Source organism: Martinezella paranaensis, assembly GCF_014200235.1.
Lineage (GTDB): Bacteria > Pseudomonadota > Alphaproteobacteria > Rhizobiales > Rhizobiaceae > Rhizobium > Rhizobium paranaense.
On sequence record NZ_JACHBI010000002.1, the window covers coordinates 1 to 18,759 of the forward strand.

Consider the following 18,759-nt stretch of genomic DNA (forward strand, 5'->3'; position numbering starts at 1 on the left):
CAGAATTCCCCTGCCATGATCCAATCTCCTTCAAACAGCTAGATTGAATCAGAAAGACAATATATAATCAACTATATGATTGGGTTTTCAGCCTAATGCGACACGGATTTCGAAAAAAGATTGACCACGAGCACCCCGGCGATGATCAGTCCGAGGCCGATAATAGCGGCCAAATCCAGCTTCTGGCGAAAAAACACCAAGCCGACGGCAGAGATCAGCACGATACCCAGCGCGCTCCAGATGGCATAAGCGATGCCGACCGGGATGACACGCAGCGTCAGCGACAGGAAATAGAAGGCGCCGACATAACATAGGACAAGCACGATCGAAGGACCGAGGCGGGTAAACTGCTGCGACATCTGCAACGCCGTCGTGCCAATCACCTCCAGCACAATCGCCACCAGCAGCATCGCATAGACGGATGCATTCGCCATTACGGTCTTCCTTAATTTTTAAAGCTGCGTGAGTTCGATGAGCCGGTCGACCAGCTTCTCGCGGGCGCTCTCATCCATCTCATGGCTGCCGAGCAGGTCGGCAAGCCAGATCCCATCGGTCGCCAGACGCACGATCGCGGCATCCGCCGAAGAGTCCGTGCCGACATATTCCTCGCTGCGTTCGCGCACCCAATCGCGCCAGCGCTGCCGCAAGTGCGGCTCGCTGAGCAGCACCATCGTCACCTGCGCCCAATCCCTCGTTTCCTGCGGCTGATCGCGAAGCGCGAGGCAGGCCCGGAGATAGCCGCGCGTAAAACGTCCGTGCGGCAACGGATCGGCGCGCATCGCCTCTTCGATTGCCCCGTCCAGGCGCTCGAGCAGACTATCGAACAATGCCTCCAGAAGCGTATTCTTGTTGGGAAAATGGTGCAGCAGCCCGCCTTTGCTGACCCCGGAAGCGCCGGAAACTGCATCCAGCGTCACCGCCGTCATCCCCTTCTCCGAAGCCAGCCGTGCAGCAACCTCCAGCAACTGCTGGCGGACGAGCAAAGGCTGCTTCTTTCTGTGGTGCGCGTCAGACATGCCAACATAACATACCAATTAGACGGTTTCGTCAATGATAAGTTTGGTGGGGGCCGCCGCCCGCGGTTATTCTGGCTGTTAGTGCGTTCCCTCGATCGCGGAATGATGCGCGACATCGTTCTGGTCGAAGATCGTCAGCTTGGCGCTGTTGACGGCAAAGGCGATCGGCGCCCCCGTGGCGATGGTGGTCATGCCCGGATCGGTTCCGATGATCTTCGAGCCGTCCTTCAGCCTGACATGGACGAGCGAGCGGTCGCCCAATCTCTCCACCGTCTCGACGGTGCCGGCAATATCGCCCTTCTCCGCCGTCGTGACCACCAGATATTCGGGCCGGATGCCGAGCGTCAGTTCGGACCGCATGATACCATTCAGCGGAATGGCCGTCTTGATGACAGATCCATCCGGCAAGGTCGCCGTCGCAAAGCCGCCGGCTTCGCCGACATCGGCCACACCAACGAAGTTCATGCCCGGGGAGCCGACAAACTGAGCGACGTAGCGCGTTGCCGGACGCGTATAGATCTCCACAGGTGTTGCCACCTGTTCGATCTTCTTGTTGTTCAGCAATACGATCCGGTCGGCGAGCGTCATCGCCTCGACCTGGTCGTGGGTGACGAAGACCATCGTCGCGCCCAGTCGCTCATGCAATTGAGCAAGCTCGACACGCGTGCGGGTGCGCAGACCGGCATCGAGGTTGGACAGCGGCTCGTCGAACAGGAAGACCTCGGGTTCCCGCACGATGGCGCGGCCGATGGCGACACGTTGGCGCTGCCCGCCGGAAAGTTCGGACGGCTTGCGGTCGAGCAGATGCGGCATTTCCAATATCTTGGCGGCTGCATCGATGCGCTTCTGGATCTCTGCCTTCGGCGTCTTGATGTTCCTGAGGCCGAACGACATGTTGTCGCGAACCGTCATATGCGGATAAAGCGCGTAGGACTGGAACACCATCGACACGCCGCGCTCGCCCGGCGGAAGCTGGTCGACGCGCTTGCCGCCGATCCAGATCTCGCCGCTCGTAATCGATTCCAGCCCGGCAATCATCCGCAGCAAGGTGGACTTGCCGCAACCCGACCCGCCCAGGAACACGACAAACTCTCCCCGCTCTATCGTCAGGTCTATGTCGTTGAGAACCTGCACCGCACCGAAATGCTTGCTGAGGGATTTGATGTTGATACCTGCCACTTTTTCCTCCTCCAGGAGAATTGAACCTTGTCAGACCTGCCTTTTCCCTCGGTCTATTTGACAGCACCAACGGCTACGCCACGCGTCAGCGTGCGCTGGAAAATCAGGAAGAAGATCACCGTCGGCGTGACGCCGAGCAACGACGCCGCAGCAATCGCGGTCGGGTCCTGCGTATTGGCGCCCGACAACACGCCCATGGCAACGGAGACTGTCTGATTATTGTTGGAGACCAGGAAAACCAGGGGAATCAGGAACTCATTCCAGGTCCAGATGAAGAAGAAGGTTGCCAGCACGGCAAGCGTCGGCCGCAGCACCGGCACGATCACCTTCCAAAGGATTTGCCATCGGCTCGCATTGTCAAGCTGCGCAGCCTCAATGATCTCGCGCGGGAACGTCGTCAGCACCGATGACAAAAGATAAGTCCCGAACGCGGTGTGCAAGACGCCGAAGATCAGGATGACGGCGAGCATCGAGTCGAACAAACCGGTCTGCTTGGCCATATAGTAGAGCGGGTAAACCAGCGCCTCCTGCGGGGCCATGATGGAAATCAGTAGGATCACCAGCAATGCTTTCCCGCCCCGCACGCGCCCGATGCCGATGGCATAGGCATTGAGCAGGCTGAGGACCACGGCCAAGATGGCCGTGCATCCGCTGATCAGAATGCTGTTAAGGAGCTTGCGGGTGAAATCGACAGTCGTCCAGAAGTTCTTGAGCGCTGTCAGGTCGAAACTATGCGGTAGGGCAAGCGGACCATTGGCCGCATAGTCCGCCGGCGTCTTGATGGCATTCAAAGCCGCCAGCAGGAATGGAAAGAGCGTGGCAGCAAGAAGAATGAGCAGGATAGCCAGGACGACCCAGCGGGCAAAGCCCTTCTTCTGGCCATGATGCACATGCATTTCCGATGCAACTTCAGTCGAAAGCGACACCGTGGTCGTCATGTCAGCGCCCTCCCTCTTGTTTCGACTGCATGCGTAGGAAGAGGATGCCGAGCACGATCGTCATCACGGTCTGCAAGGTCGCGATCGCCGCTGCATAGCCGACGCGGTTTGTCGTGAAGAAATGATAGTAGGACAGATAGGACGGCACCGTCGTCGCGTTGTCGGGGCCGCCCGACGTCAGAACATAGATCGGCGCGAAGACCTTGAGGGCCGCGATCAGCGTCGTAAGGGCGACGACAAAAATCTCGGGCATGAGCATGGGGATCGTGATGTAGCGGAAACGCCCGAACCAGCTCGCGTTGTCGAGTTCGGCAGCTTCATAGAGCGAGGGATCGACGCGCGCCAATCCGGACATGAACACGACGAGGCAATAGCCGACCTGGACCCAGACGATAACGGCGGACACGGCCCAGAGTGCAAAGCTTGCGTCCCCCAGCCAATTCTTCGCCAGGAAATCGAGGCCAATCCCTTTCAGCACCGCATTGATGATACCGACCGGGTTGAGGATCCACGCCCAGAGAACGCCGGCGGCCGTCAGCGGCAAAATCTGCGGCAGATAGAAGCCAGCGCGAAAGAAACTCGACCAAGTCTCGCTAAACTGCGCGCTGATATAGTCGAACAGAACCGCCGCCAGAACCAATCCAAGCAGAATGGGCACGATCGTCATCGAAATGATGAACAGAACCGTGTGCTGGATCGAACTCCAGAACACCGTATCGGCGAGCAGCCTCTGGTAGTTCTCAAGTCCGACATAGCGCGGTGCAATGTTTCCACCTTTCCAGGTGGTAAAGCTGATCACGAAGTTGGCGATCAACGGAACGAGCACCACCAGGGTAAATCCCAGCATGCCTGGGATTATATAAAGATAGTACCCTGCTCTCCCGGCGTTCTGCGACTTCTCCATCAAATTCCTCCAGTTCGATACAGCGAGGCGGCTTTGAAGCCGTCCCGCCGCCGTGAATTGTTGCCGATGGTTTTATTGAGCCGCCTGCACGTCGTCATAGGCCTTCTTCAGGCGCGCGACGAATTGGTCGGGCGTCGTCGAGCCGTTCACCAGACCGGTGGTCGCCTGGATGAGAAGCTCGTAGTAGCCCGGCACCGGCCAGTCCGGATAGAGGCCAAGACCGCCCTTGCCGGAAATCTGGCTGAAGAGCTCGACATTGCGCTTGCCGACCTCGTCGGTGATCACGGCCGGATCAGCGGCGATGGCGACGCCGCCGAGATTGGCGTCCAGATTCTGGTTCTCCTTGCCTAGCACCAGATCGATGAATTCGTAGGCGAGATCCTTGTTCTTGGAGCTCTTCGGCACCATGAACAGGTTGCCGGTCGAACCGGTGCTGTATTTCGGTGTCGGGAAGACGAACTGACTCCACTTGAAGTTCTTGATATTGGTCGCGAAATTGCCATTGTTCCAGGTACCGCTGACAAACATTGGCGATTTACCGGAGGAGAACAGGTTGTCGGCACCGCCCGTGCCCTTGAGGCCGGTCGAATCCTTGGAGATATAGCCCTTGCTCACCCAGTCGACGATCTTCTGTGCGGCGAACAGGAAGGGTTTGGTGTCGAGCGGTGCCTTGAGGCCCTGATAGTTCTTGACCCAGGTGTCGTCGGCTTGCGTCAGGGCCAGCGTATAAAGCAGGTGCTGCGCGTTGGAATCCACCGTGCCATAGGCAAGCGGCGTAATGCCCTTCTTCTTGAAGGTGTCGAGAGCGGCTTCGAATTCCTCCAGCGTGGTCGGCACTTTCACGCCGTTGGCCTGGAACATATCGATATTATAGAAGACCGAGACGAATTCGGCATAGGTCGGAACACCGATCATCGGGCCTGAACCGTAAATGCCGTTGGCATCATATTTGCTGAGCTGGGTGTTGGTTTCGTTGAGGATCTTGTCCCAGCCGCGCGACTTGAATTGGTCGTCAAGTGGCGTCAGCAGGCCTTGAGACGCGACGAGACCGGCCGTGGCATTGCCCTTGTTGTATTCGAGAAGGTCCGGAGCCTGATCCGAATTGAGGATAAGACTGCCTGCCTTCTGCAATTGCTCGAAGGTCTTCTGTTCGAAATTGATGGTGATATCCGGATGCTTGGCCTTGAGCGTTTCAAGAGCCTTGGTCCAGGCCTTGGCCTGAGGCGTGTCCGGCAACTCGAACCACCAGACGTTAAATGTCTTGCTCTGGGCTTGCGCCACGCCGGCAGCCAACAGGAGCGACATGCCGGCCGTGATCGCCAGCTTCGAAAACATGTTCATATATTCTCCTCCACTTTGCGAACCGTGACGGTACCCGCCCGATGGCATGGCTCGCGATGCCGATCGGCGTTTTCCTCTTGGCTTTATGTCTGTCCGCCACCTGAGCCCGGCAAACAGTCCTTCGACCTCGCAACGCTCCTCCGTTTCGACGCCCGGGCTAGGCTGAAGCGTTATAGAGAGCCGCTCCAGCGTCCCGAATTAGCGCACAACTCCTCCCCTAAATCGATCCGGATTTAGGCGACTGCGCGCTATTCGACGAATTCGCCGCCGCGACTCTTCTTGAGATAGTTCAGGCCATGGATCTGGCCAGTCATTTCCAGCTCATCGCGATAGACCGGATCGTGCCAGCCTTCGATGTCGATCGAACCGGACCAGCCGGCGAGACGCAATTCGGAGATGATATCCGTCCAATTGCTGTCGCCAAAACCCGGCGTGCGCATGAAGACGAACTTCTCCTTGCCGAAAATGCCGTGTTCCCTGATGACGTCCCAGCGGATGGTCGCATCCTTGCCATGGACGTGGAAAATCTTCTTCGCCCATTTGCGAATCTGCGGCAGCGGCTCGATCAGATAGACCATTTGATGGCACGGCTCCCATTCCAAGCCGAGATTGTCGTCCGGGGTCTCGTTGAACATCAGCTCCCAGGCATCCGGGTTGTGTGCGATGTTCCAGTCGCCGGTCGCCCAATTGCCGTCCATGGCGCAATTCTCAAACGCAATCTTGATGCCCTTGTCGGCGGCGCGCTTGGCAAGCTCGCTCCAGACCTGCTTGTAGCGCGGCAGGCTGTCAGTGAGCGGCTTGTTACGGATGCGGCCGGTGAAGCCCGCAACGCAGGTCGCGCCAAAATGATGGGCATTGTCGATGCAATCCTTCCAGCCCTGCAGTGTCTGCTGGTCAAGCTCGGTGCCTTCGAGCGGATTGCCGAACATGCCGATCGACGAAATGGTGATGTCGCGGCTGCCGATCGCATCGAGGCAGCGCTTGCCGAGTTCCGCAAGGTTCTGGCCGTTGGTCGTCTGCCAGAAGAAGGGTTCGAAGCTTTCGAAGCCGAGATCGGCGATCTTGGCAATGCCCGCGGCGGCATCTTCGTTGGTCGCCCTGATCATCGTGCCAATGCGGATGGCCTTTGCCGGATTTGTCATGATCTCACTGTCCTTATGCTGAAATGTCGATACGTCGGCCCGATTTGGCGCTTTCGATCGCACCGAGGACCATGGCGAGGCTGTGGATGTTGTCGCGGCTATCGGTTTCCGGCCGCTCGCCTGTTTTCACCGCCTCGATGAACGACGCGATAACGCTGGCATGCCCATGTGTCTCCTCATCATGCTCGGGACCGGGGACTTCGATTGGGGTAAAACCGTGCAGCAGGCCGGGCTCACGGCCGGCAACGGAAGCTTCGAAATGCTCTTCGCCGTCCCAGGTCAGCATGCCCCTGCTGCCAGTAATCCGCCATTGGCTCTCCCAGCTCGTGCGCTTGCCTTCGGCACACCAGGAGCCGCGATAGCTGAAGACGACATCGTCGGAAAATTCGAATAGCGCATGCGCCGACGCGCCGTGCCTGTACCAGGAGCCCGCGGGATTTTTCTCCACGCAATAGACTGAAAGCGGCGTCTTGCCGGCAACGAAACGGGCGGCATCGAACGTATGGATGGCCATGTCGAGCAGAAGCACATTGTCCATCTCCTCACGGAACCCGCCAAAATGCGGGCCGAGGAAGAAATCGCAATGGATGCCGGTGAGCTCGCCGATCGCCCCCTCCTCTACGAAACGGCGCATGCGGCGCACGCCAGAGATGAAGCGGCGGTTCTGGATGATGGCATGCACCTTGCCGGTCTCGGTGGCGAGATCGATAAGGGCAGCGCCCTCGGCCAGCGAGGTTGCCATCGGCTTTTCGCTCAACACATGGCAGCCAGCCTTCAGCGCGGTCGAAACGACGCCGAAACGGGCGGCGGGGATGACGACATCGAACACCAGATCGGCCTTCGTCGCGGCAATGACCTCGGCCAGATCCGAGCCGATCACGGCATTCTCGAGAGAGAACTCTTTCGCGAGGCCTTCAGCGGTCGCTCGATTGAGATCGACCAGACCGACGATCTGAATGGATTCGGCAAGCGCCGGGGTCGAGGCGATGGCCCTGAGCCAGCCCTTGGACATAGCTCCGCACCCGCACAGAATGGCGTTAAATTTCACGATTTCCTCCAGCGAACGGCGCCAAACTCCTCGTGACACACGTCCCGTAAACGTTTACGATCCTATGCGAAAAGATTTTACTGTGTCAATAGAGGGAGACCGGAAATTGCCGCAGGAAGGAAAATCGCAGTCTATGAAGGGAATCCGTCAGCTTGCCGAACATCTCGATATCTCGATCGGCACGGTGTCGCGGGCGCTAAACGGCAAGCCGGATGTCAATGAAGAGACCCGCAAGCGCGTGCTCGCCGCAGCAGAACAGCTTGGCTATGTGGCGAACCAATCAGGCCGCAGCCTTCGGCAGGGCACGACGAATGTCATCGGCCTGATGATTCAATCCAGCAGGGAAACCGTTGAAAACAGCGACAATTTCTTCCTGACCGTCACGGGCGGGCTGCAGAGTGTATTCTCGCGCCACAAACTCGATCTGGTCATGTTGCCCTGCCCGCATGATGAAGATCCCTATGAATATCTGAAGCGGATGGTGGCAAGACGCATCGTCGATGCGCTGATCATTTCGGAGACGCAACGCGTCGACAAGCGTTTCGATTTGCTCGCCAAGACGAAAATCCCTTTCGTAGCGCTTGGCCGCAGCCTTTCGGACGGCAACGCCTCCTGGATCGATCTGGATTTTGATGGTGTCGTCAACAGCGCAGTCGACCGCCTCGTGGCGCATGGGCACCGCCGTATCGCCATCAGCGCGCCCTCCAGCGATATCAATCTCGGTTTCGTTTTTGTGGAGGGCTATCGCCGGGCGCTGGAACGGCATGGCATCATCCATGACCCGGCCCTGGTCATACGCGCCAAATCGAGCGAACAGGGCGGCTATCAGGTTGCCGATGAGCTGTTGCGCCTCGAAGACAGGCCAACGGCCGTCATCCTGATCTACGAATTGATGGCCATTGGCTTCTACCGGCGCGTAATGGAATCCGGCATCATTCCCGGGCGAGACATCGCCGTCGTAGGCTTTCGCGAGGCGCCGCGTGCCAAATTCCTGCAGCCGCCACTCACTTGCTTTCGCACCTCGCTGCATGATCTTGGCGTCGAGCTGGCGGAGATCCTGCTTTCCGGCATGCCCGCCTACAGCGAGGAATACCCCGGGAAGACGCGCCAGACGATCTGGCCGCTCGAACTCATGCCTGGGGAAAGCGACGCTTTCGAGCTAGGGACCAAAAAATAAAGCAGCGCCGAAACGCCGCACCGGCCGCGTCGACGGTTGCGGCACAGCCTGTCAGTTGCCATGTAGGACATCGCAAAAAGGGGCCGGCATTTGAGCGAAGAGACCATCACACTTTACCAGGCAATCGGCGGCGATCGGACCGTGCGGGCGCTGACAGCGCGTTTCTATGACCTGATGGATACGCTGCCGGAAGCAGCGAACTGCCGCGCCGTGCATCCGCCAAGCCTCGAAGGCTCCAGCGAGAAACTCTACGAATATCTGACCGGCTATCTCGGCGGACCGCAGCTCTATATCGAAAAACGCGGCCATCCGCGCCTGCGTAGCCGCCATTTCATCGCCGCTATCGGCCCAAAAGAGCGAGACGAATGGTTGCTCTGCTTCCGCCGCGCCATGGACGAAACCATCGAAAACGAGAAGCTTCGGGCCATCATCTGGGAGCCGATCGAGCGCCTTGCCTTTCACATGCAGAACCGGGAATGACAAAAGACATGAGCTTCAGCGCCCCAATCCGTCCACTCACCCTGTTTATTGCCGGCATTCTCGGCGGCGCCGGTGTCGCGCTCGCAGCCGCGGCATCCCATGGCGGTGATGCGCATTTTCTCGGGTCTGCCTCGATCATGTGCCTGGCACATGCCCCTGCCCTGCTTGCGCTCCACGCCGGATACGACCGTATCCGCACCGCGCCGGTAGCGGCGGTGCTGCTTGGGTTGGGAACACTGATCTTTGCCGGCGATCTCGTCAGCCGCCATTTCGGCGGCGATTCGCTTTTCCCGCTTGCCGCACCCACAGGAGGGCTCGGTATGATAGCGGGATGGGCCGTAGTGGCTCTGGGCGCGTTCTTTAAAAGAGCCGCGGCGGAAGCTTGAAGAACCGGCGGCTCATCTCGCCTGACTGATATATGGCGACGCCGTCAAACCCCGGCAACCACATTGAATCCCTCGAAGCGAGGCGGTCCCCAATAGAGCGCCTTGTTATCCCCGGCATTGCGGTGCGCCATGCGGAAATTCTCGGATTTCGTCCAGTTGAGGAAATCCTCTTCGCTGCGCCAGATCGTGTGCGAGGAAAACAGCGTAAAGCCCTCTTCCACATTCGTGCCGCCGCGCAGCAGGCGGAATTCCACGAAACCGGGGACCTCTTCCAGCCGTGAATCGCGGCCTTTCCAAACGGCCTCAAAAGCGCTCTCCGAACCGATGATCACCTTGAAGCGGTTCATCGCAATGTACATGGCTGGATCTCCCGGCGGTCAAACCTTCTTGCGGCGCTCGGCAGTTTTGCCCGGCTGTTGTGTAAAGGCAATGACATTCGTGCCGTCGCGCGCAGAAATGCCGAGCGGCGCATCCGGTGCTTCGCCTGGAAGCCGCGCTTGCCAAAAGGGAAAAGCCGTCACGTTTGGAGCCTGTCGCTGCTCTTCGGCGCGACGCATCAGCAACTCGTAGAGTTCCGGCACTAGGCCGTCGCCATTCTGCGAGGCCAGCTTATGCAGGCCGATCATCATGAACCCGTCAGGGCCTTTGTCAGTCATCGGGAATTGTCTCGTTCGTTCATGGTCTGCAGCGCCCGCTCGAGGCTCGACTTGCTGCCGTTGCGCAAAGGTATGAAAGCCTTGCCGAATTTCTTGCAGCCGGTCTTCACCCGCAGGCAAGCATCGTGGCTGATACAGTCGATCGGGCAGAAGACGCAGTCGACGGAAGGCAGCACGGTGTCGATGCGCGACACTGCTTCACGCAAACCCCCGTCGTGATGGATCAGCTCGGCGCCAAAGTTGCTGGCGATCTGGCGAAGATGAGCGACCTGGCAATCGCGGCCGCCGACATAAAGGAAGCTGCGCCCGTCGAGACTGGACCTTGCCGATACCTGCGCCGGCGTTTGCGCCTCGCGGCTATCGCGGCCAAAATCCCTTTTCCCCTTACGCGCCATGCGTCACCCGTTTGCTGGTTGCTCTTGCGCGCTCGATTCCGGCGAGCGCAAGCGGACCATATTAAAGTTGATTTTTGCAGTAAAGTATAAAGTTGATAATTTATGTCATATTTTATTGCGACCTATCGTCCTGTCACCTGAACCTCTTGCGTGAAGGACCAGCTAGGCTTGCCCCATTCCGGAGGCAGAGGCGGAAACGGCGCGGCGCGGCGAACACCGTCCGTGACGGCATCATCCAGTTCAGGAATGCCGGAACTCCGCGCTACGGAAAGTGAACTGAGTTCACCGCTCGCACCAATCGTCAGACGCACACGAACCGTTATGCCCTTTTCGTATTTCGAAGACAGGCGGACGGCGCGGCGAATGCGGGACTGCACTTTGCCTGGATAGTTGGCGACTGCCGCACTGCCCGAGCCCGTGCGCTGGCCGTCGGCCTGCGAATTCCCATTCGACTGCACCGTTTCCGTCCCTTCGGCAGAGCCCTTCTTCGAATCCTGCTCGCTCTCACCGCCGGAGCCAGCCTTCTTTGCGACCTCCGGCGGCTGCTTCTTGACGATATCCTTCGGCTTTTCGACCGGTTTGGCTGGCTGAACCGGTTTTTCGACCGGGGTCACCACTTCGGTAGGTGGCACGGCTGCTTGCGCGGTTTCCGCCGGCTGTACTTCAACGGGCTCCGCGGGCCGGACTTCGGCAGGCTCCGCATCCGTCGGCTGCGCCATTGCCGTCATCGGCTGAACCACTGTTGTCTCGGCCGGAGACTCAGTCGCCAGCACCTCCGGTTCCGGGCTGACGACGGTTTCCGGGGACACCTGTTGCAGCGGTTGCGACGGCTGCGCTACCTCCATGGTCTTGGGCATCGGCTGAACAGCTTCCGTTTCTGCGAGCTTTACGTCGGCTGGCTGCACCGTCTCCGGCTGCACGACATCTGCCGTTATCTCTTCGGGCTGCGGGTCCTTGCTTTCCTCACCTGCCGACATCTGGTCCATATCGGAGCTGCCGAGCATGATGACGCTGACGGTATCGCCCGCCTCTTCCACGGCATCTTCGGGCGCAGCAACCATCGTCACCAGCAAAGCGGCGACAATGGCGGCGTGAAAAAGGAAGGAGCCGAGGCAGGCGAAGGTGACTGTTCTCTTGCCCGTCGAAAGAGCCTGGTTCGGTCTCTCCGCCGGCAGCTCCATGATGGGCGGCTCTGACGCATCTGGCACAGGCTCGGCAGGATGGGCGGGAAAGGAACCAATTTGGGCAAAGCGGCTATAATGAACAACCGCCTCGGCGGCTGGCGGCCTCGGCAAGCCATCTAGGCCGGTTAGCTCGTGGCCTGGAAGGACGCTCGGATAATTGTCATTCATGTCACCGCCAGTGCGGCGACGCTCGATGGAAACCTTGACCGAGCGGGAGGCCATGATCTCAGCCTTCGAAAGGAACGTTGAGCTGCGAACGTGTCGTCAGCGCTGCTTTGCATTCGCCCGCCGCCGGACCATCGCACACCGGCGTGTCATTGATGATGATGCGGCTGACGCTCTCGCACTTCACCCCAGGCATATCGAATTGCCGCACCCGCTTCTTGCCGACCGGCAGGTCGCGGAAATCGAGGACGGTCACACGGTCGACTGCGTTCTTGTCGTTGAAGAAGGCGAGCTCGAAGGAGATCTTGCCGATCGGCGTCGCCAGATCGTTTTCCGCGACGAAGGTCATCATGCAGCCCTTCTGAGACGGCACGAGCGCGTTCAGTTCGACATTGAGCTTCGGCGCGTTCGTCGAAGCCGCAGTCGAATCCTGAGCGAAGGCCGGGAGGCAGGAGGCAATGGTGAACAGCCCGCCGGCAGCCACCGCCAAAATCGTCTTCGTCGGCATCGGCAATCTCTCCTGAATCTTTGCTGGCGAGCGCGGATCAATGCCGCGCGTTCATCGCCCAAAATTAAAACTTGACTCTCAAAGTCTTCTATTGCGTCTTTAGGAAACCTTGAGTATGTGAGTCAAGATAAATCTGGCCGGAGCAGAGCCCGGCTTCCTATGAATTTTCAGGCAAAACCAAGCAGGATGATTGCTGAGAAAACACCAATACAGCCGGTGCCGCCGACTGCCGCACCGCACATTAGAATTGTCGAGAGCACGGATATTTTTCGTGGCCAGACTGAAATCATGATCAGGCACGAGGGCGTCATCTACCGGATGAAAATCACGCGCCAAGGCAAACTCATTCTCAACAAATAGGCATTGCAGATGACTGAGACGACCAGAGAAACGACCCGATTGGCCCCAGCCGATATTCGCGCCTTTCGCGCCGAAAATTCGAAAATGCGCGAGCGCGATATCGCGGCTCGCTTGGGTGTTTCCGAAGCGGCCCTAGTCGCCGCTGAAGTCGGCATTTCCGCTACCCGCATCGATGCCGATGCCCACCGGTTCCTTGCCCACATTGCTTCCCTCGGCGAAGTCCTGGCGCTGTCGCGCAACGAAAGCGCGGTGCACGAAAAGATCGGGGCTTACGAAAACATCAAATCAGGCGCGCAGGCGGCCATCGTGCTCGGCGAAAATATCGACCTGCGCATCTTCCCGAAGCGCTGGGCGCATGCCTTCGCCGTCATCAAGACCGATGGCGACCAGCAGCGGCTCAGCCTGCAGTTCTTCGATAAGGCCGGCGACGCCGTTCATAAGGTGCATCTGCGCCCCGCCTCGGATGTCGAAGCCTATCACGCCATGGTCGCCGAACTGCGGCTCGAAGACCAGTCGCAGGATTTTGTCGAGGATCGCTCCGGCTATGACAACGGCGAGATCGACGGCGACGTCAGCCGGTACGAACTGCGCGACCACTGGAGCCGCATGACGGACACGCATGAATTCTTCGGCATGCTGAAAAAGCTGAAGATCGGCCGCCAGGCGGCAATCCGCACGGTCGGCGACGATTATGCCTGGAAACTGGAGACGAACGCGGTCGCCGAGATGATGCATACCGCCGTTCGCGAAGGTCTGCCGATCATGTGCTTCGTCGCCAATGACGGCATCGTGCAGATTCATTCCGGCCCGATCTTCAACGTGCAGGCCATGGGTCCGTGGATCAACATCATGGACCCCACCTTCCATCTGCATCTGCGCAAGGATCACATCGCCGAGGCCTGGGCCGTGCGTAAGCCGACGAAAGACGGTCACGTCACCTCGCTCGAAGCCTACAACGCCAAAGGCGAGATGATCATCCAGTTCTTCGGCAAGCGGAAGGAAGGCTTCGACGAGCGTCCCGACTGGCGCGCCATCATCGAAAATCTGCCGAAGGCCGACGCCAGCGTCGCCGCGTAAGGATCGAGCCATGACGATGCTGAAGAACCTCAAGCGCATCAAGCCGTGGGAAATCGCGCTGACCGCGCTGGTGATGGCTCTGCCGCTTGTTCCCGCGAGCCCGGTCAAGGGCGGCTATGGTCTGGTCGAGCGCGCTCATGCTGCGGAAGCGCCGAAGATCGATACATCCCGCCTCGTTTCGGTCGGCGGCGACGTCACCGAAATCATCTATGCGCTCGGCGAGGAAAGCAGGCTGATCGCCCGCGACTCCACCAGCACGTATCCGGAGGCGGCAGCCAAGTTGCCCGATGTCGGTTATATGCGGGCGCTGTCGCCGGAGGGCATCCTCGCCGTCAATCCGACCGCCATCGTTGCCGTGGACGGTTCCGGTCCGCCGGAGGCTTTGGCAGTGTTGCGCAATGCCAGCATACCTTTCGAGACAGTGCCGCAGACCTATGACCGCGCCGGCATCCTGAAGAAAATCGACGTCGTCGGCTCACTGCTCGGTGTGCCCGACAAGGCGAAGGCACTGGAAGACAAGGTTGCCGCCGATCTCGATGCGGCAATTGCAGACTCCGAGAAGCGCCCGCAGGCCGAACGCAAACGTGTGCTTTTCATCCTTAGCAACCAGAACGGCAAGATCCTCGCCTCCGGCAGCAATACCGCCGCCGAGGGCATCATCAAGCTTGCCGGGGCCATCAATGCCGTCGGCAATTTCTCAGGCTACAAGCCAATGACCGACGAAGCGATCATCGAGGCAAAGCCCGACGTGATCCTCATCATGGATCGCGAAGGTCCGCTGTCGATGAAAGACGACGACCTGTTGAAGCAGCCGGCAATTTCGCTGACACCCGCGGCCAGCCAAAAGGCGATCGTCCGCATGGATGGGCTGCATCTGCTCGGCTTCGGGCCGCGCACCGCAGGTGCCGTGCGCGAGCTGAATGCCGCGATCTACGGAGGCTGAGGGTGGCGCTCAACGAGGTCATGCCGGGGCTGAAGCGCATGTCGCACCGAAGGGACCGCCACCACCGCGAGGGCGACCGCACTGCACTCTCCCTCTTCGTGCTGACCGGCCTCGTCATCGCCGCCCTTCTTGCGTTCGCTTTTTCGATCACCACCGGCGCATCCGATGCCTCGATCGTCGACGTCATCGGCAGCATGGTGAACGGCGGCGCCGACAATGCGCTGAGCAACCGCGACCGCATCATCATCTTCGATATCCGCCTGCCCCGCGCCATTCTCGGATTCCTGATCGGTGGCGGGCTCGCAGTCTCCGGCGCGGTCATGCAGGGCCTGTTCCGAAATCCGCTGGCCGATCCCGGCCTGATCGGCATTTCGGCCGGCTCCAGCCTCGGCGCAGTGGGGATGATCGTCCTCGGCGGCATCCTCGCGCCGGTCGCACATGTCTTCGGCATCTTCTCTCTACCGATCGCAGCCTTTGTCGGCGGCCTCGTCACGACCATACTTCTCTACAGAGTGGCGACGCGACAGGGACTGACATCCATAGCGACCATGCTGCTGGCCGGCATTGCGCTCGGCGCGCTGGCGCTGGCAGCGACCGGCTTGCTGATCTATATGGCCGATGACCGGCAACTGCGCGATCTCACCTTCTGGAGCATGGGATCGCTCGCCGGCGCGACCTGGACCAAGATCGCCGCCACCGGACCGATCATCGTCCTTTCCATGCTACCACTGCCCTTCATGGCGCGCGGCCTCAATGCGCTGACGCTCGGCGAAGCAGCAGCCTTCCATATGGGCGTCGCTGTGCAGCGGCTGAAGAATATTGCCATCGTCAGCGTTGCGGCCGCGGTTGGCGCTTCCGTCGCGGTCAGCGGCGGCATCGGCTTCGTCGGCATCATCGTGCCGCATATCCTGCGCACGGCAATCGGCCCGGACCATCGCTTCCTGCTGCCGGCTTCCGCCCTGCTCGGCGGTTCGCTGCTGATCATCGCCGACGTGGTGGCCCGCACCGTCGTCTCGCCGGCCGAACTGCCGATCGGCATCATCACCGCGGGTGTCGGCGGGCCTTTCTTCCTGTGGATGCTGCTTCGGCAGCGTTCGCGCCTCAGCCTGTGAGGTTCCGATGATCGACGTCTCGAACCTTTCCGTCCGGCTCTCCGGCAAGACAGTCGTGCAGGATGTTTGCTTCACCGCCAAGGCCGGCGCGCTGACGGCGATTTGCGGGCCGAACGGCTCTGGCAAGACGACGATCATGAAGGCCATTTCGGGGGAAATCGCCTATCAGGGTTCGGTGCGCCTCAACGCATCGGAGATCGGCAGCCTTCAGGCTTGGCAACTGGCTGAAATGCGCGGCGTGCTGCCCCAGGCAAGCGCCATCTCGTTCCCTTTCACCGTTCGCGAAATTGTCCGTATGGGGCTGACCAGCGGGCGCAACAGCCATCCCGAACAGGCCGATCGCATCGCTGCCGAGGCGCTCTCCTCCGTCGATCTTGCCGGCTTCGAAGGGCGCTTCTATCAGGAGCTTTCCGGCGGGGAGCAACAACGCGTCCAACTCGCCCGGGTTCTATGCCAAATTTCCGAGCCTATCGTCGACGGTAAGCCCTGCTGGCTGCTTCTCGATGAGCCCGTCTCCAGTCTCGACATCAGCCACCAACTGACCATCATGACGCTCGCCCGGCAATTCTGCCGGCGCGGCGGCGGCGTCATCGCCGTCATGCATGATCTCAACCTGACCGCGCTCTTCGCCGACCAAATGGTCCTGCTCAAGAACGGGCGGTCGCGGGCAGCGGGTCCCGTGGGGGACGTTCTAACCGACCGGCATTTACAGGATGTCTTTGGCTGCGCGCTAAGGGTCAATCGTGTTCCCATCGACGGCGTCCCATTCGTTCTCGCCCATAGCGCACTGGCGGACTGACCTTCCTTTCGTCAAATCCGGAACTTTTCGTTGCATCGCCGCGTTGATGATCGGTGATCCAGATCAATGTTCTGCGCGATCATCAGCGCAATATGTCTGGCAGCATTCGCTCATCGCAAAAGCCGGCGCAGCTTTGCAGCGCCAGGCCAAAGACGCTAACGACGCAAGGGAGCAAGACCATGGCAACATCCATCCTCCATTCGGCGCGAGCTAAACGGAATGGCGGCAGCCTGCACGACCTCGAAGCCAGCATTGAGGAGCAGATCCAGCATCTGCGCAACGAAATTGCCGCTTTCGCCAAGATCGTCGGTGAAAACAGTGCTATCCAGAGTAAGACGATGCGCGCGCGCGCCGAGACCGGGTTCGAAGATTTGGCGGCTCGTGGCGAAGACTTGCTGCGTGACTTGCAGCACGGCTATACGAAGGGCACGCGCGAAATGCGCAGGACCGTGCGCCAACATCCCATTGCCACCATCGGGGCTGCTGCAGCTTTCGGATTGGCGTTCGCCCTGCTTCTGTCACGCCGCTAAGGAGCTGCAATGCTAGCTCCGCTCCTCGGCCTGTTTCTCTCGGGCACATTGAGCCGCACCGTTGCGCGTACAAAGCGCGACGGTGTTTTCATCGGTATCGCCACTGTCCTCCTTCTGACGGCCTATGCCTTTGCCCTCATAGCGGCCGCTATCTGGCTGGCAACGATCTATGGTCTAGCCGTTTCGGCGCTGCTGATTGCCGCCGGCGCGCTGCTGCTCGCCCTGATCCTTCTCGTCATCATGGTCATCATCGACAGGCAGGAAGAACGGCGTGCCCGCGAACGCCGCGCCGCCTTGGAATCAATGGCCGTCGCGGCGCTCGGCCTTGCAAAGTCGCAACCGCTGCTGACCGCTGCCATCGCTACCGCGCTGGTGTTCGGCAATCTGATCGGCACAAAGAGGCGAGATGATTGAGAGCGGCTTGATCAGGCCCGTATTGCAGCACATCACCGCAAACAGTTCAAATCCCATGAGCCGCCGGCAACGCCTAGAAATGTTGCCGTGCCCGCGCCACCAGGCGCGGACGACAGGGATGCAGATCACATGATTTAGAAGGCAAACGCCTTGGACGTCAAAGGCGCTGAAGTGGCGTCCGGGCCGAAGTCCGCTTCTCCGGAAATCTGCAGCAATTCCTGCAGACGCTGGCGGGCGCGGTTGACCCGGCTCTTGATGGTGCCGACAGCGCAGCCGCAGATTTCGGCAGCTTCTTCATAGGAAAAACCGGACGCGCCGACCAGGATGATGGCTTCGCGCTGATCGGGCGGCAATTGGTCCAGTGCCTTGCGGAAATCCTGCAGGTCGAGCGCACCGTATTGCGCGGGATGCGTCGCCATCGATTCCGTGAACAGGCCATCGCTGTCCTGCACCTCGCGGCCGCTCTTGCGCATCTGGCTGTAGAGTTCGTTGCGCAGGATGGTGAAGAGCCAGGCCTTCATATTGGTGCCCATCTCGAAATGGTCCTGCTTGGCCCAAGCCTTCATGATCGTGTCCTGCACGAGATCATCGGCTCGGTCGTGGCGGCCGGTCAACGAAATGGCAAAGGCACGCAGGCTCGGTAGGGCAGCCAGGAGTTCGCGCTTGAAGCTCGGTTGCGGTTCCATAACGCTTCCTCCTTAATCGGAGACTTTTGCGGAAGCCAAACGTTCGGCCTGATCCAGCTTCTCGAGCAGGTCGAGCAAGCGATCCGGGATAGCCTCATCCTGCGCCGCAGCATAGAATGAGCGCAACCGGTTGCCGATTTGATTGTTAGGATCGAGGATATCGACAGCACGCACGTCAGGCCGTTTGCGGTCCGCGTCCTCTTGATTCTGGGTGGTCATTTAGCCTGCTCACTTCCGCATTTCTTGCGTTCATGGATTCGGGGTGTACCTCTATGCACCCCAATGTGGAGGCCGCTGCCCTCCTCACGTCCCTTCTTGG

General features: G+C 59.9%; 25 protein-coding genes. 10 read left to right on the forward strand and 15 right to left on the reverse strand.

The window, feature by feature from the left end; genetic code table 11:
• Window positions 1-92 precede the first annotated feature (92 nt).
• The 8 genes from GGD50_RS06065 to GGD50_RS06100 form a co-directional block, all read right to left on the reverse strand.
• Complete coding sequence (locus tag GGD50_RS06065; protein WP_107108910.1) at window positions 93-434, reverse strand: SMR family transporter; 342 nt, start codon at window positions 432-434, stop codon at window positions 93-95.
• Window positions 435-452: 18 nt separating this feature from the next.
• The gene (locus GGD50_RS06070) at window positions 453-1,016 is read right to left on the reverse strand and encodes a TetR/AcrR family transcriptional regulator (protein WP_107108911.1); all 564 of its coding nucleotides are present in this window, start codon (window positions 1,014-1,016) and stop codon (window positions 453-455) included.
• A gap of 78 nt (window positions 1,017-1,094) precedes the next feature.
• Window positions 1,095-2,195, reverse strand: coding sequence for an ABC transporter ATP-binding protein (locus tag GGD50_RS06075; protein ID WP_107108912.1), 1,101 nt, complete (start codon window positions 2,193-2,195; stop codon window positions 1,095-1,097).
• A 53-nt stretch (window positions 2,196-2,248) separates the two neighbouring features.
• Window positions 2,249-3,133 (reverse strand): carbohydrate ABC transporter permease, encoded by an 885-nt coding sequence (locus GGD50_RS06080; protein WP_107108913.1) that lies wholly within the window; start codon window positions 3,131-3,133, stop codon window positions 2,249-2,251.
• A 1-nt stretch (window position 3,134) separates the two neighbouring features.
• Window positions 3,135-4,037, reverse strand: a complete 903-nt coding sequence (locus GGD50_RS06085) for a carbohydrate ABC transporter permease (protein ID WP_107108914.1) — start codon at window positions 4,035-4,037, stop codon at window positions 3,135-3,137.
• Between the two features lie 72 nt (window positions 4,038-4,109).
• Window positions 4,110-5,378, reverse strand: a complete 1,269-nt coding sequence (locus tag GGD50_RS06090) for an ABC transporter substrate-binding protein (RefSeq protein WP_107108915.1) — start codon at window positions 5,376-5,378, stop codon at window positions 4,110-4,112.
• A gap of 248 nt (window positions 5,379-5,626) precedes the next feature.
• Window positions 5,627-6,520 carry a sugar phosphate isomerase/epimerase family protein gene (locus GGD50_RS06095; protein WP_107108916.1) on the reverse strand — a complete coding sequence of 298 codons (894 nt, stop codon included), beginning with the start codon at window positions 6,518-6,520 and terminating at the stop codon, window positions 5,627-5,629.
• A gap of 13 nt (window positions 6,521-6,533) precedes the next feature.
• The gene (locus GGD50_RS06100) at window positions 6,534-7,568 is read right to left on the reverse strand and encodes a Gfo/Idh/MocA family protein (RefSeq protein WP_107108917.1); all 1,035 of its coding nucleotides are present in this window, start codon (window positions 7,566-7,568) and stop codon (window positions 6,534-6,536) included.
• Window positions 7,569-7,701: 133 nt separating this feature from the next.
• Between GGD50_RS06100 and GGD50_RS06105 the strand changes: the two genes are divergently transcribed.
• The 3 genes from GGD50_RS06105 (at window position 7,702) to GGD50_RS06115 (ending at window position 9,611) form a co-directional block, all read left to right on the forward strand.
• Entirely contained in the window at window positions 7,702-8,745 is a 1,044-nt protein-coding gene (locus GGD50_RS06105) for a substrate-binding domain-containing protein (protein ID WP_107108918.1), read from the forward strand.
• A gap of 90 nt (window positions 8,746-8,835) precedes the next feature.
• Window positions 8,836-9,225 carry a group II truncated hemoglobin gene (locus GGD50_RS06110; RefSeq protein WP_107108919.1) on the forward strand — a complete coding sequence of 130 codons (390 nt, stop codon included), beginning with the start codon at window positions 8,836-8,838 and terminating at the stop codon, window positions 9,223-9,225.
• A gap of 8 nt (window positions 9,226-9,233) precedes the next feature.
• Window positions 9,234-9,611, forward strand: coding sequence for a DUF423 domain-containing protein (locus tag GGD50_RS06115; RefSeq protein ID WP_107109433.1), 378 nt, complete (start codon window positions 9,234-9,236; stop codon window positions 9,609-9,611).
• 44 nt (window positions 9,612-9,655) lie between these two features.
• Here GGD50_RS06115 and hmuQ read toward each other — a convergent pair whose 3' ends face one another.
• From hmuQ to GGD50_RS06140, 5 genes are all read right to left on the reverse strand, one after another.
• Window positions 9,656-9,970 carry a heme-degrading protein HmuQ gene (gene hmuQ, locus GGD50_RS06120; RefSeq protein WP_107108920.1) on the reverse strand — a complete coding sequence of 105 codons (315 nt, stop codon included), beginning with the start codon at window positions 9,968-9,970 and terminating at the stop codon, window positions 9,656-9,658.
• 18 nt (window positions 9,971-9,988) lie between these two features.
• Window positions 9,989-10,267, reverse strand: a complete 279-nt coding sequence (locus GGD50_RS06125; protein ID WP_107108921.1) for a hypothetical protein — start codon at window positions 10,265-10,267, stop codon at window positions 9,989-9,991.
• A complete protein-coding gene (locus GGD50_RS06130) occupies window positions 10,264-10,662 on the reverse strand; it encodes a DUF2325 domain-containing protein (protein WP_107108922.1) in 399 nt (132 codons plus the stop codon). Before GGD50_RS06130 ends, GGD50_RS06125 begins: the two co-directional genes overlap by 4 nt.
• Window positions 10,663-10,784: 122 nt before the next feature.
• Window positions 10,785-12,068: an energy transducer TonB gene (locus GGD50_RS06135; RefSeq protein WP_107108923.1), complete on the reverse strand. Its 1,284-nt coding sequence runs from the start codon at window positions 12,066-12,068 to the stop codon at window positions 10,785-10,787.
• A gap of 4 nt (window positions 12,069-12,072) precedes the next feature.
• Window positions 12,073-12,519, reverse strand: coding sequence for a hypothetical protein (locus tag GGD50_RS06140; RefSeq protein WP_107108924.1), 447 nt, complete (start codon window positions 12,517-12,519; stop codon window positions 12,073-12,075).
• Between the two features lie 186 nt (window positions 12,520-12,705).
• Here GGD50_RS06140 and hemP point away from each other — a divergent pair, with 186 nt between their 5' ends.
• The 7 genes from hemP (at window position 12,706) to GGD50_RS06175 (ending at window position 17,754) form a co-directional block, all read left to right on the forward strand.
• Window positions 12,706-12,879, forward strand: a complete 174-nt coding sequence (gene hemP / locus GGD50_RS06145) for a hemin uptake protein HemP (protein WP_107109434.1) — start codon at window positions 12,706-12,708, stop codon at window positions 12,877-12,879.
• 9 nt (window positions 12,880-12,888) lie between these two features.
• Window positions 12,889-13,956 carry a hemin-degrading factor gene (locus GGD50_RS06150; protein WP_107108925.1) on the forward strand — a complete coding sequence of 356 codons (1,068 nt, stop codon included), beginning with the start codon at window positions 12,889-12,891 and terminating at the stop codon, window positions 13,954-13,956.
• Between the two features lie 10 nt (window positions 13,957-13,966).
• Window positions 13,967-14,899 carry a heme/hemin ABC transporter substrate-binding protein gene (locus GGD50_RS06155; protein ID WP_107108926.1) on the forward strand — a complete coding sequence of 311 codons (933 nt, stop codon included), beginning with the start codon at window positions 13,967-13,969 and terminating at the stop codon, window positions 14,897-14,899.
• A gap of 20 nt (window positions 14,900-14,919) precedes the next feature.
• Complete coding sequence (locus GGD50_RS06160; RefSeq protein ID WP_414124142.1) at window positions 14,920-16,011, forward strand: FecCD family ABC transporter permease; 1,092 nt, start codon at window positions 14,920-14,922, stop codon at window positions 16,009-16,011.
• A gap of 7 nt (window positions 16,012-16,018) precedes the next feature.
• Window positions 16,019-16,810: a heme ABC transporter ATP-binding protein gene (locus GGD50_RS06165; RefSeq protein WP_107108927.1), complete on the forward strand. Its 792-nt coding sequence runs from the start codon at window positions 16,019-16,021 to the stop codon at window positions 16,808-16,810.
• 179 nt (window positions 16,811-16,989) lie between these two features.
• The gene (locus GGD50_RS06170) at window positions 16,990-17,340 is read left to right on the forward strand and encodes a DUF883 family protein (protein WP_107109436.1); all 351 of its coding nucleotides are present in this window, start codon (window positions 16,990-16,992) and stop codon (window positions 17,338-17,340) included.
• Window positions 17,341-17,349: 9 nt separating this feature from the next.
• Window positions 17,350-17,754 carry a hypothetical protein gene (locus tag GGD50_RS06175; RefSeq protein ID WP_107108928.1) on the forward strand — a complete coding sequence of 135 codons (405 nt, stop codon included), beginning with the start codon at window positions 17,350-17,352 and terminating at the stop codon, window positions 17,752-17,754.
• A 134-nt stretch (window positions 17,755-17,888) separates the two neighbouring features.
• Here the strand turns inward: GGD50_RS06175 and GGD50_RS06180 are convergent, their stop codons facing one another.
• On the reverse strand, window positions 17,889-18,440 hold the full coding sequence (locus GGD50_RS06180; protein WP_107108929.1) for an RNA polymerase sigma factor: 552 nt from the start codon (window positions 18,438-18,440) through the stop codon (window positions 17,889-17,891).
• Between the two features lie 12 nt (window positions 18,441-18,452).
• On the reverse strand, window positions 18,453-18,659 hold the full coding sequence (locus GGD50_RS06185; protein WP_107108930.1) for a NepR family anti-sigma factor: 207 nt from the start codon (window positions 18,657-18,659) through the stop codon (window positions 18,453-18,455).
• Window positions 18,660-18,759: the final 100 nt, after the last annotated feature.

Excerpts from the sequence above, each read along its gene's own strand:
- GGD50_RS06125 (WP_107108921.1), bottom strand. The coding sequence starts at position 10,267 with ATGACTGACAAAGGCCCTGACGGGTTCATGATGATCGGCCTGCATAAG.
- GGD50_RS06180 (WP_107108929.1), bottom strand. The coding sequence starts at position 18,440 with ATGGAACCGCAACCGAGCTTCAAGCGCGAACTCCTGGCTGCCCTACCG.
- hemP (WP_107109434.1), top strand. The coding sequence starts at position 12,706 with ATGATTGCTGAGAAAACACCAATACAGCCGGTGCCGCCGACTGCCGCA.
- GGD50_RS06070 (WP_107108911.1), bottom strand. The coding sequence starts at position 1,016 with ATGTCTGACGCGCACCACAGAAAGAAGCAGCCTTTGCTCGTCCGCCAG.
- GGD50_RS06130 (WP_107108922.1), bottom strand. The coding sequence starts at position 10,662 with ATGGCGCGTAAGGGGAAAAGGGATTTTGGCCGCGATAGCCGCGAGGCG.
- GGD50_RS06155 (WP_107108926.1), top strand. The coding sequence starts at position 13,967 with ATGACGATGCTGAAGAACCTCAAGCGCATCAAGCCGTGGGAAATCGCG.
- GGD50_RS06175 (WP_107108928.1), top strand. The coding sequence starts at position 17,350 with ATGCTAGCTCCGCTCCTCGGCCTGTTTCTCTCGGGCACATTGAGCCGC.
- GGD50_RS06105 (WP_107108918.1), top strand. The coding sequence starts at position 7,702 with ATGAAGGGAATCCGTCAGCTTGCCGAACATCTCGATATCTCGATCGGC.
- GGD50_RS06185 (WP_107108930.1), bottom strand. The coding sequence starts at position 18,659 with ATGACCACCCAGAATCAAGAGGACGCGGACCGCAAACGGCCTGACGTG.
- GGD50_RS06065 (WP_107108910.1), bottom strand. The coding sequence starts at position 434 with ATGGCGAATGCATCCGTCTATGCGATGCTGCTGGTGGCGATTGTGCTG.
- GGD50_RS06160 (WP_414124142.1), top strand. The coding sequence starts at position 14,920 with ATGCCGGGGCTGAAGCGCATGTCGCACCGAAGGGACCGCCACCACCGC.
- GGD50_RS06085 (WP_107108914.1), bottom strand. The coding sequence starts at position 4,037 with ATGGAGAAGTCGCAGAACGCCGGGAGAGCAGGGTACTATCTTTATATA.
- GGD50_RS06140 (WP_107108924.1), bottom strand. The coding sequence starts at position 12,519 with ATGCCGACGAAGACGATTTTGGCGGTGGCTGCCGGCGGGCTGTTCACC.
- GGD50_RS06165 (WP_107108927.1), top strand. The coding sequence starts at position 16,019 with ATGATCGACGTCTCGAACCTTTCCGTCCGGCTCTCCGGCAAGACAGTC.
- GGD50_RS06135 (WP_107108923.1), bottom strand. The coding sequence starts at position 12,068 with ATGGCCTCCCGCTCGGTCAAGGTTTCCATCGAGCGTCGCCGCACTGGC.
- GGD50_RS06150 (WP_107108925.1), top strand. The coding sequence starts at position 12,889 with ATGACTGAGACGACCAGAGAAACGACCCGATTGGCCCCAGCCGATATT.
- GGD50_RS06095 (WP_107108916.1), bottom strand. The coding sequence starts at position 6,520 with ATGACAAATCCGGCAAAGGCCATCCGCATTGGCACGATGATCAGGGCG.
- GGD50_RS06080 (WP_107108913.1), bottom strand. The coding sequence starts at position 3,133 with ATGACGACCACGGTGTCGCTTTCGACTGAAGTTGCATCGGAAATGCAT.
- hmuQ (WP_107108920.1), bottom strand. The coding sequence starts at position 9,970 with ATGTACATTGCGATGAACCGCTTCAAGGTGATCATCGGTTCGGAGAGC.
- GGD50_RS06090 (WP_107108915.1), bottom strand. The coding sequence starts at position 5,378 with ATGAACATGTTTTCGAAGCTGGCGATCACGGCCGGCATGTCGCTCCTG.
- GGD50_RS06115 (WP_107109433.1), top strand. The coding sequence starts at position 9,234 with ATGAGCTTCAGCGCCCCAATCCGTCCACTCACCCTGTTTATTGCCGGC.
- GGD50_RS06170 (WP_107109436.1), top strand. The coding sequence starts at position 16,990 with ATGGCAACATCCATCCTCCATTCGGCGCGAGCTAAACGGAATGGCGGC.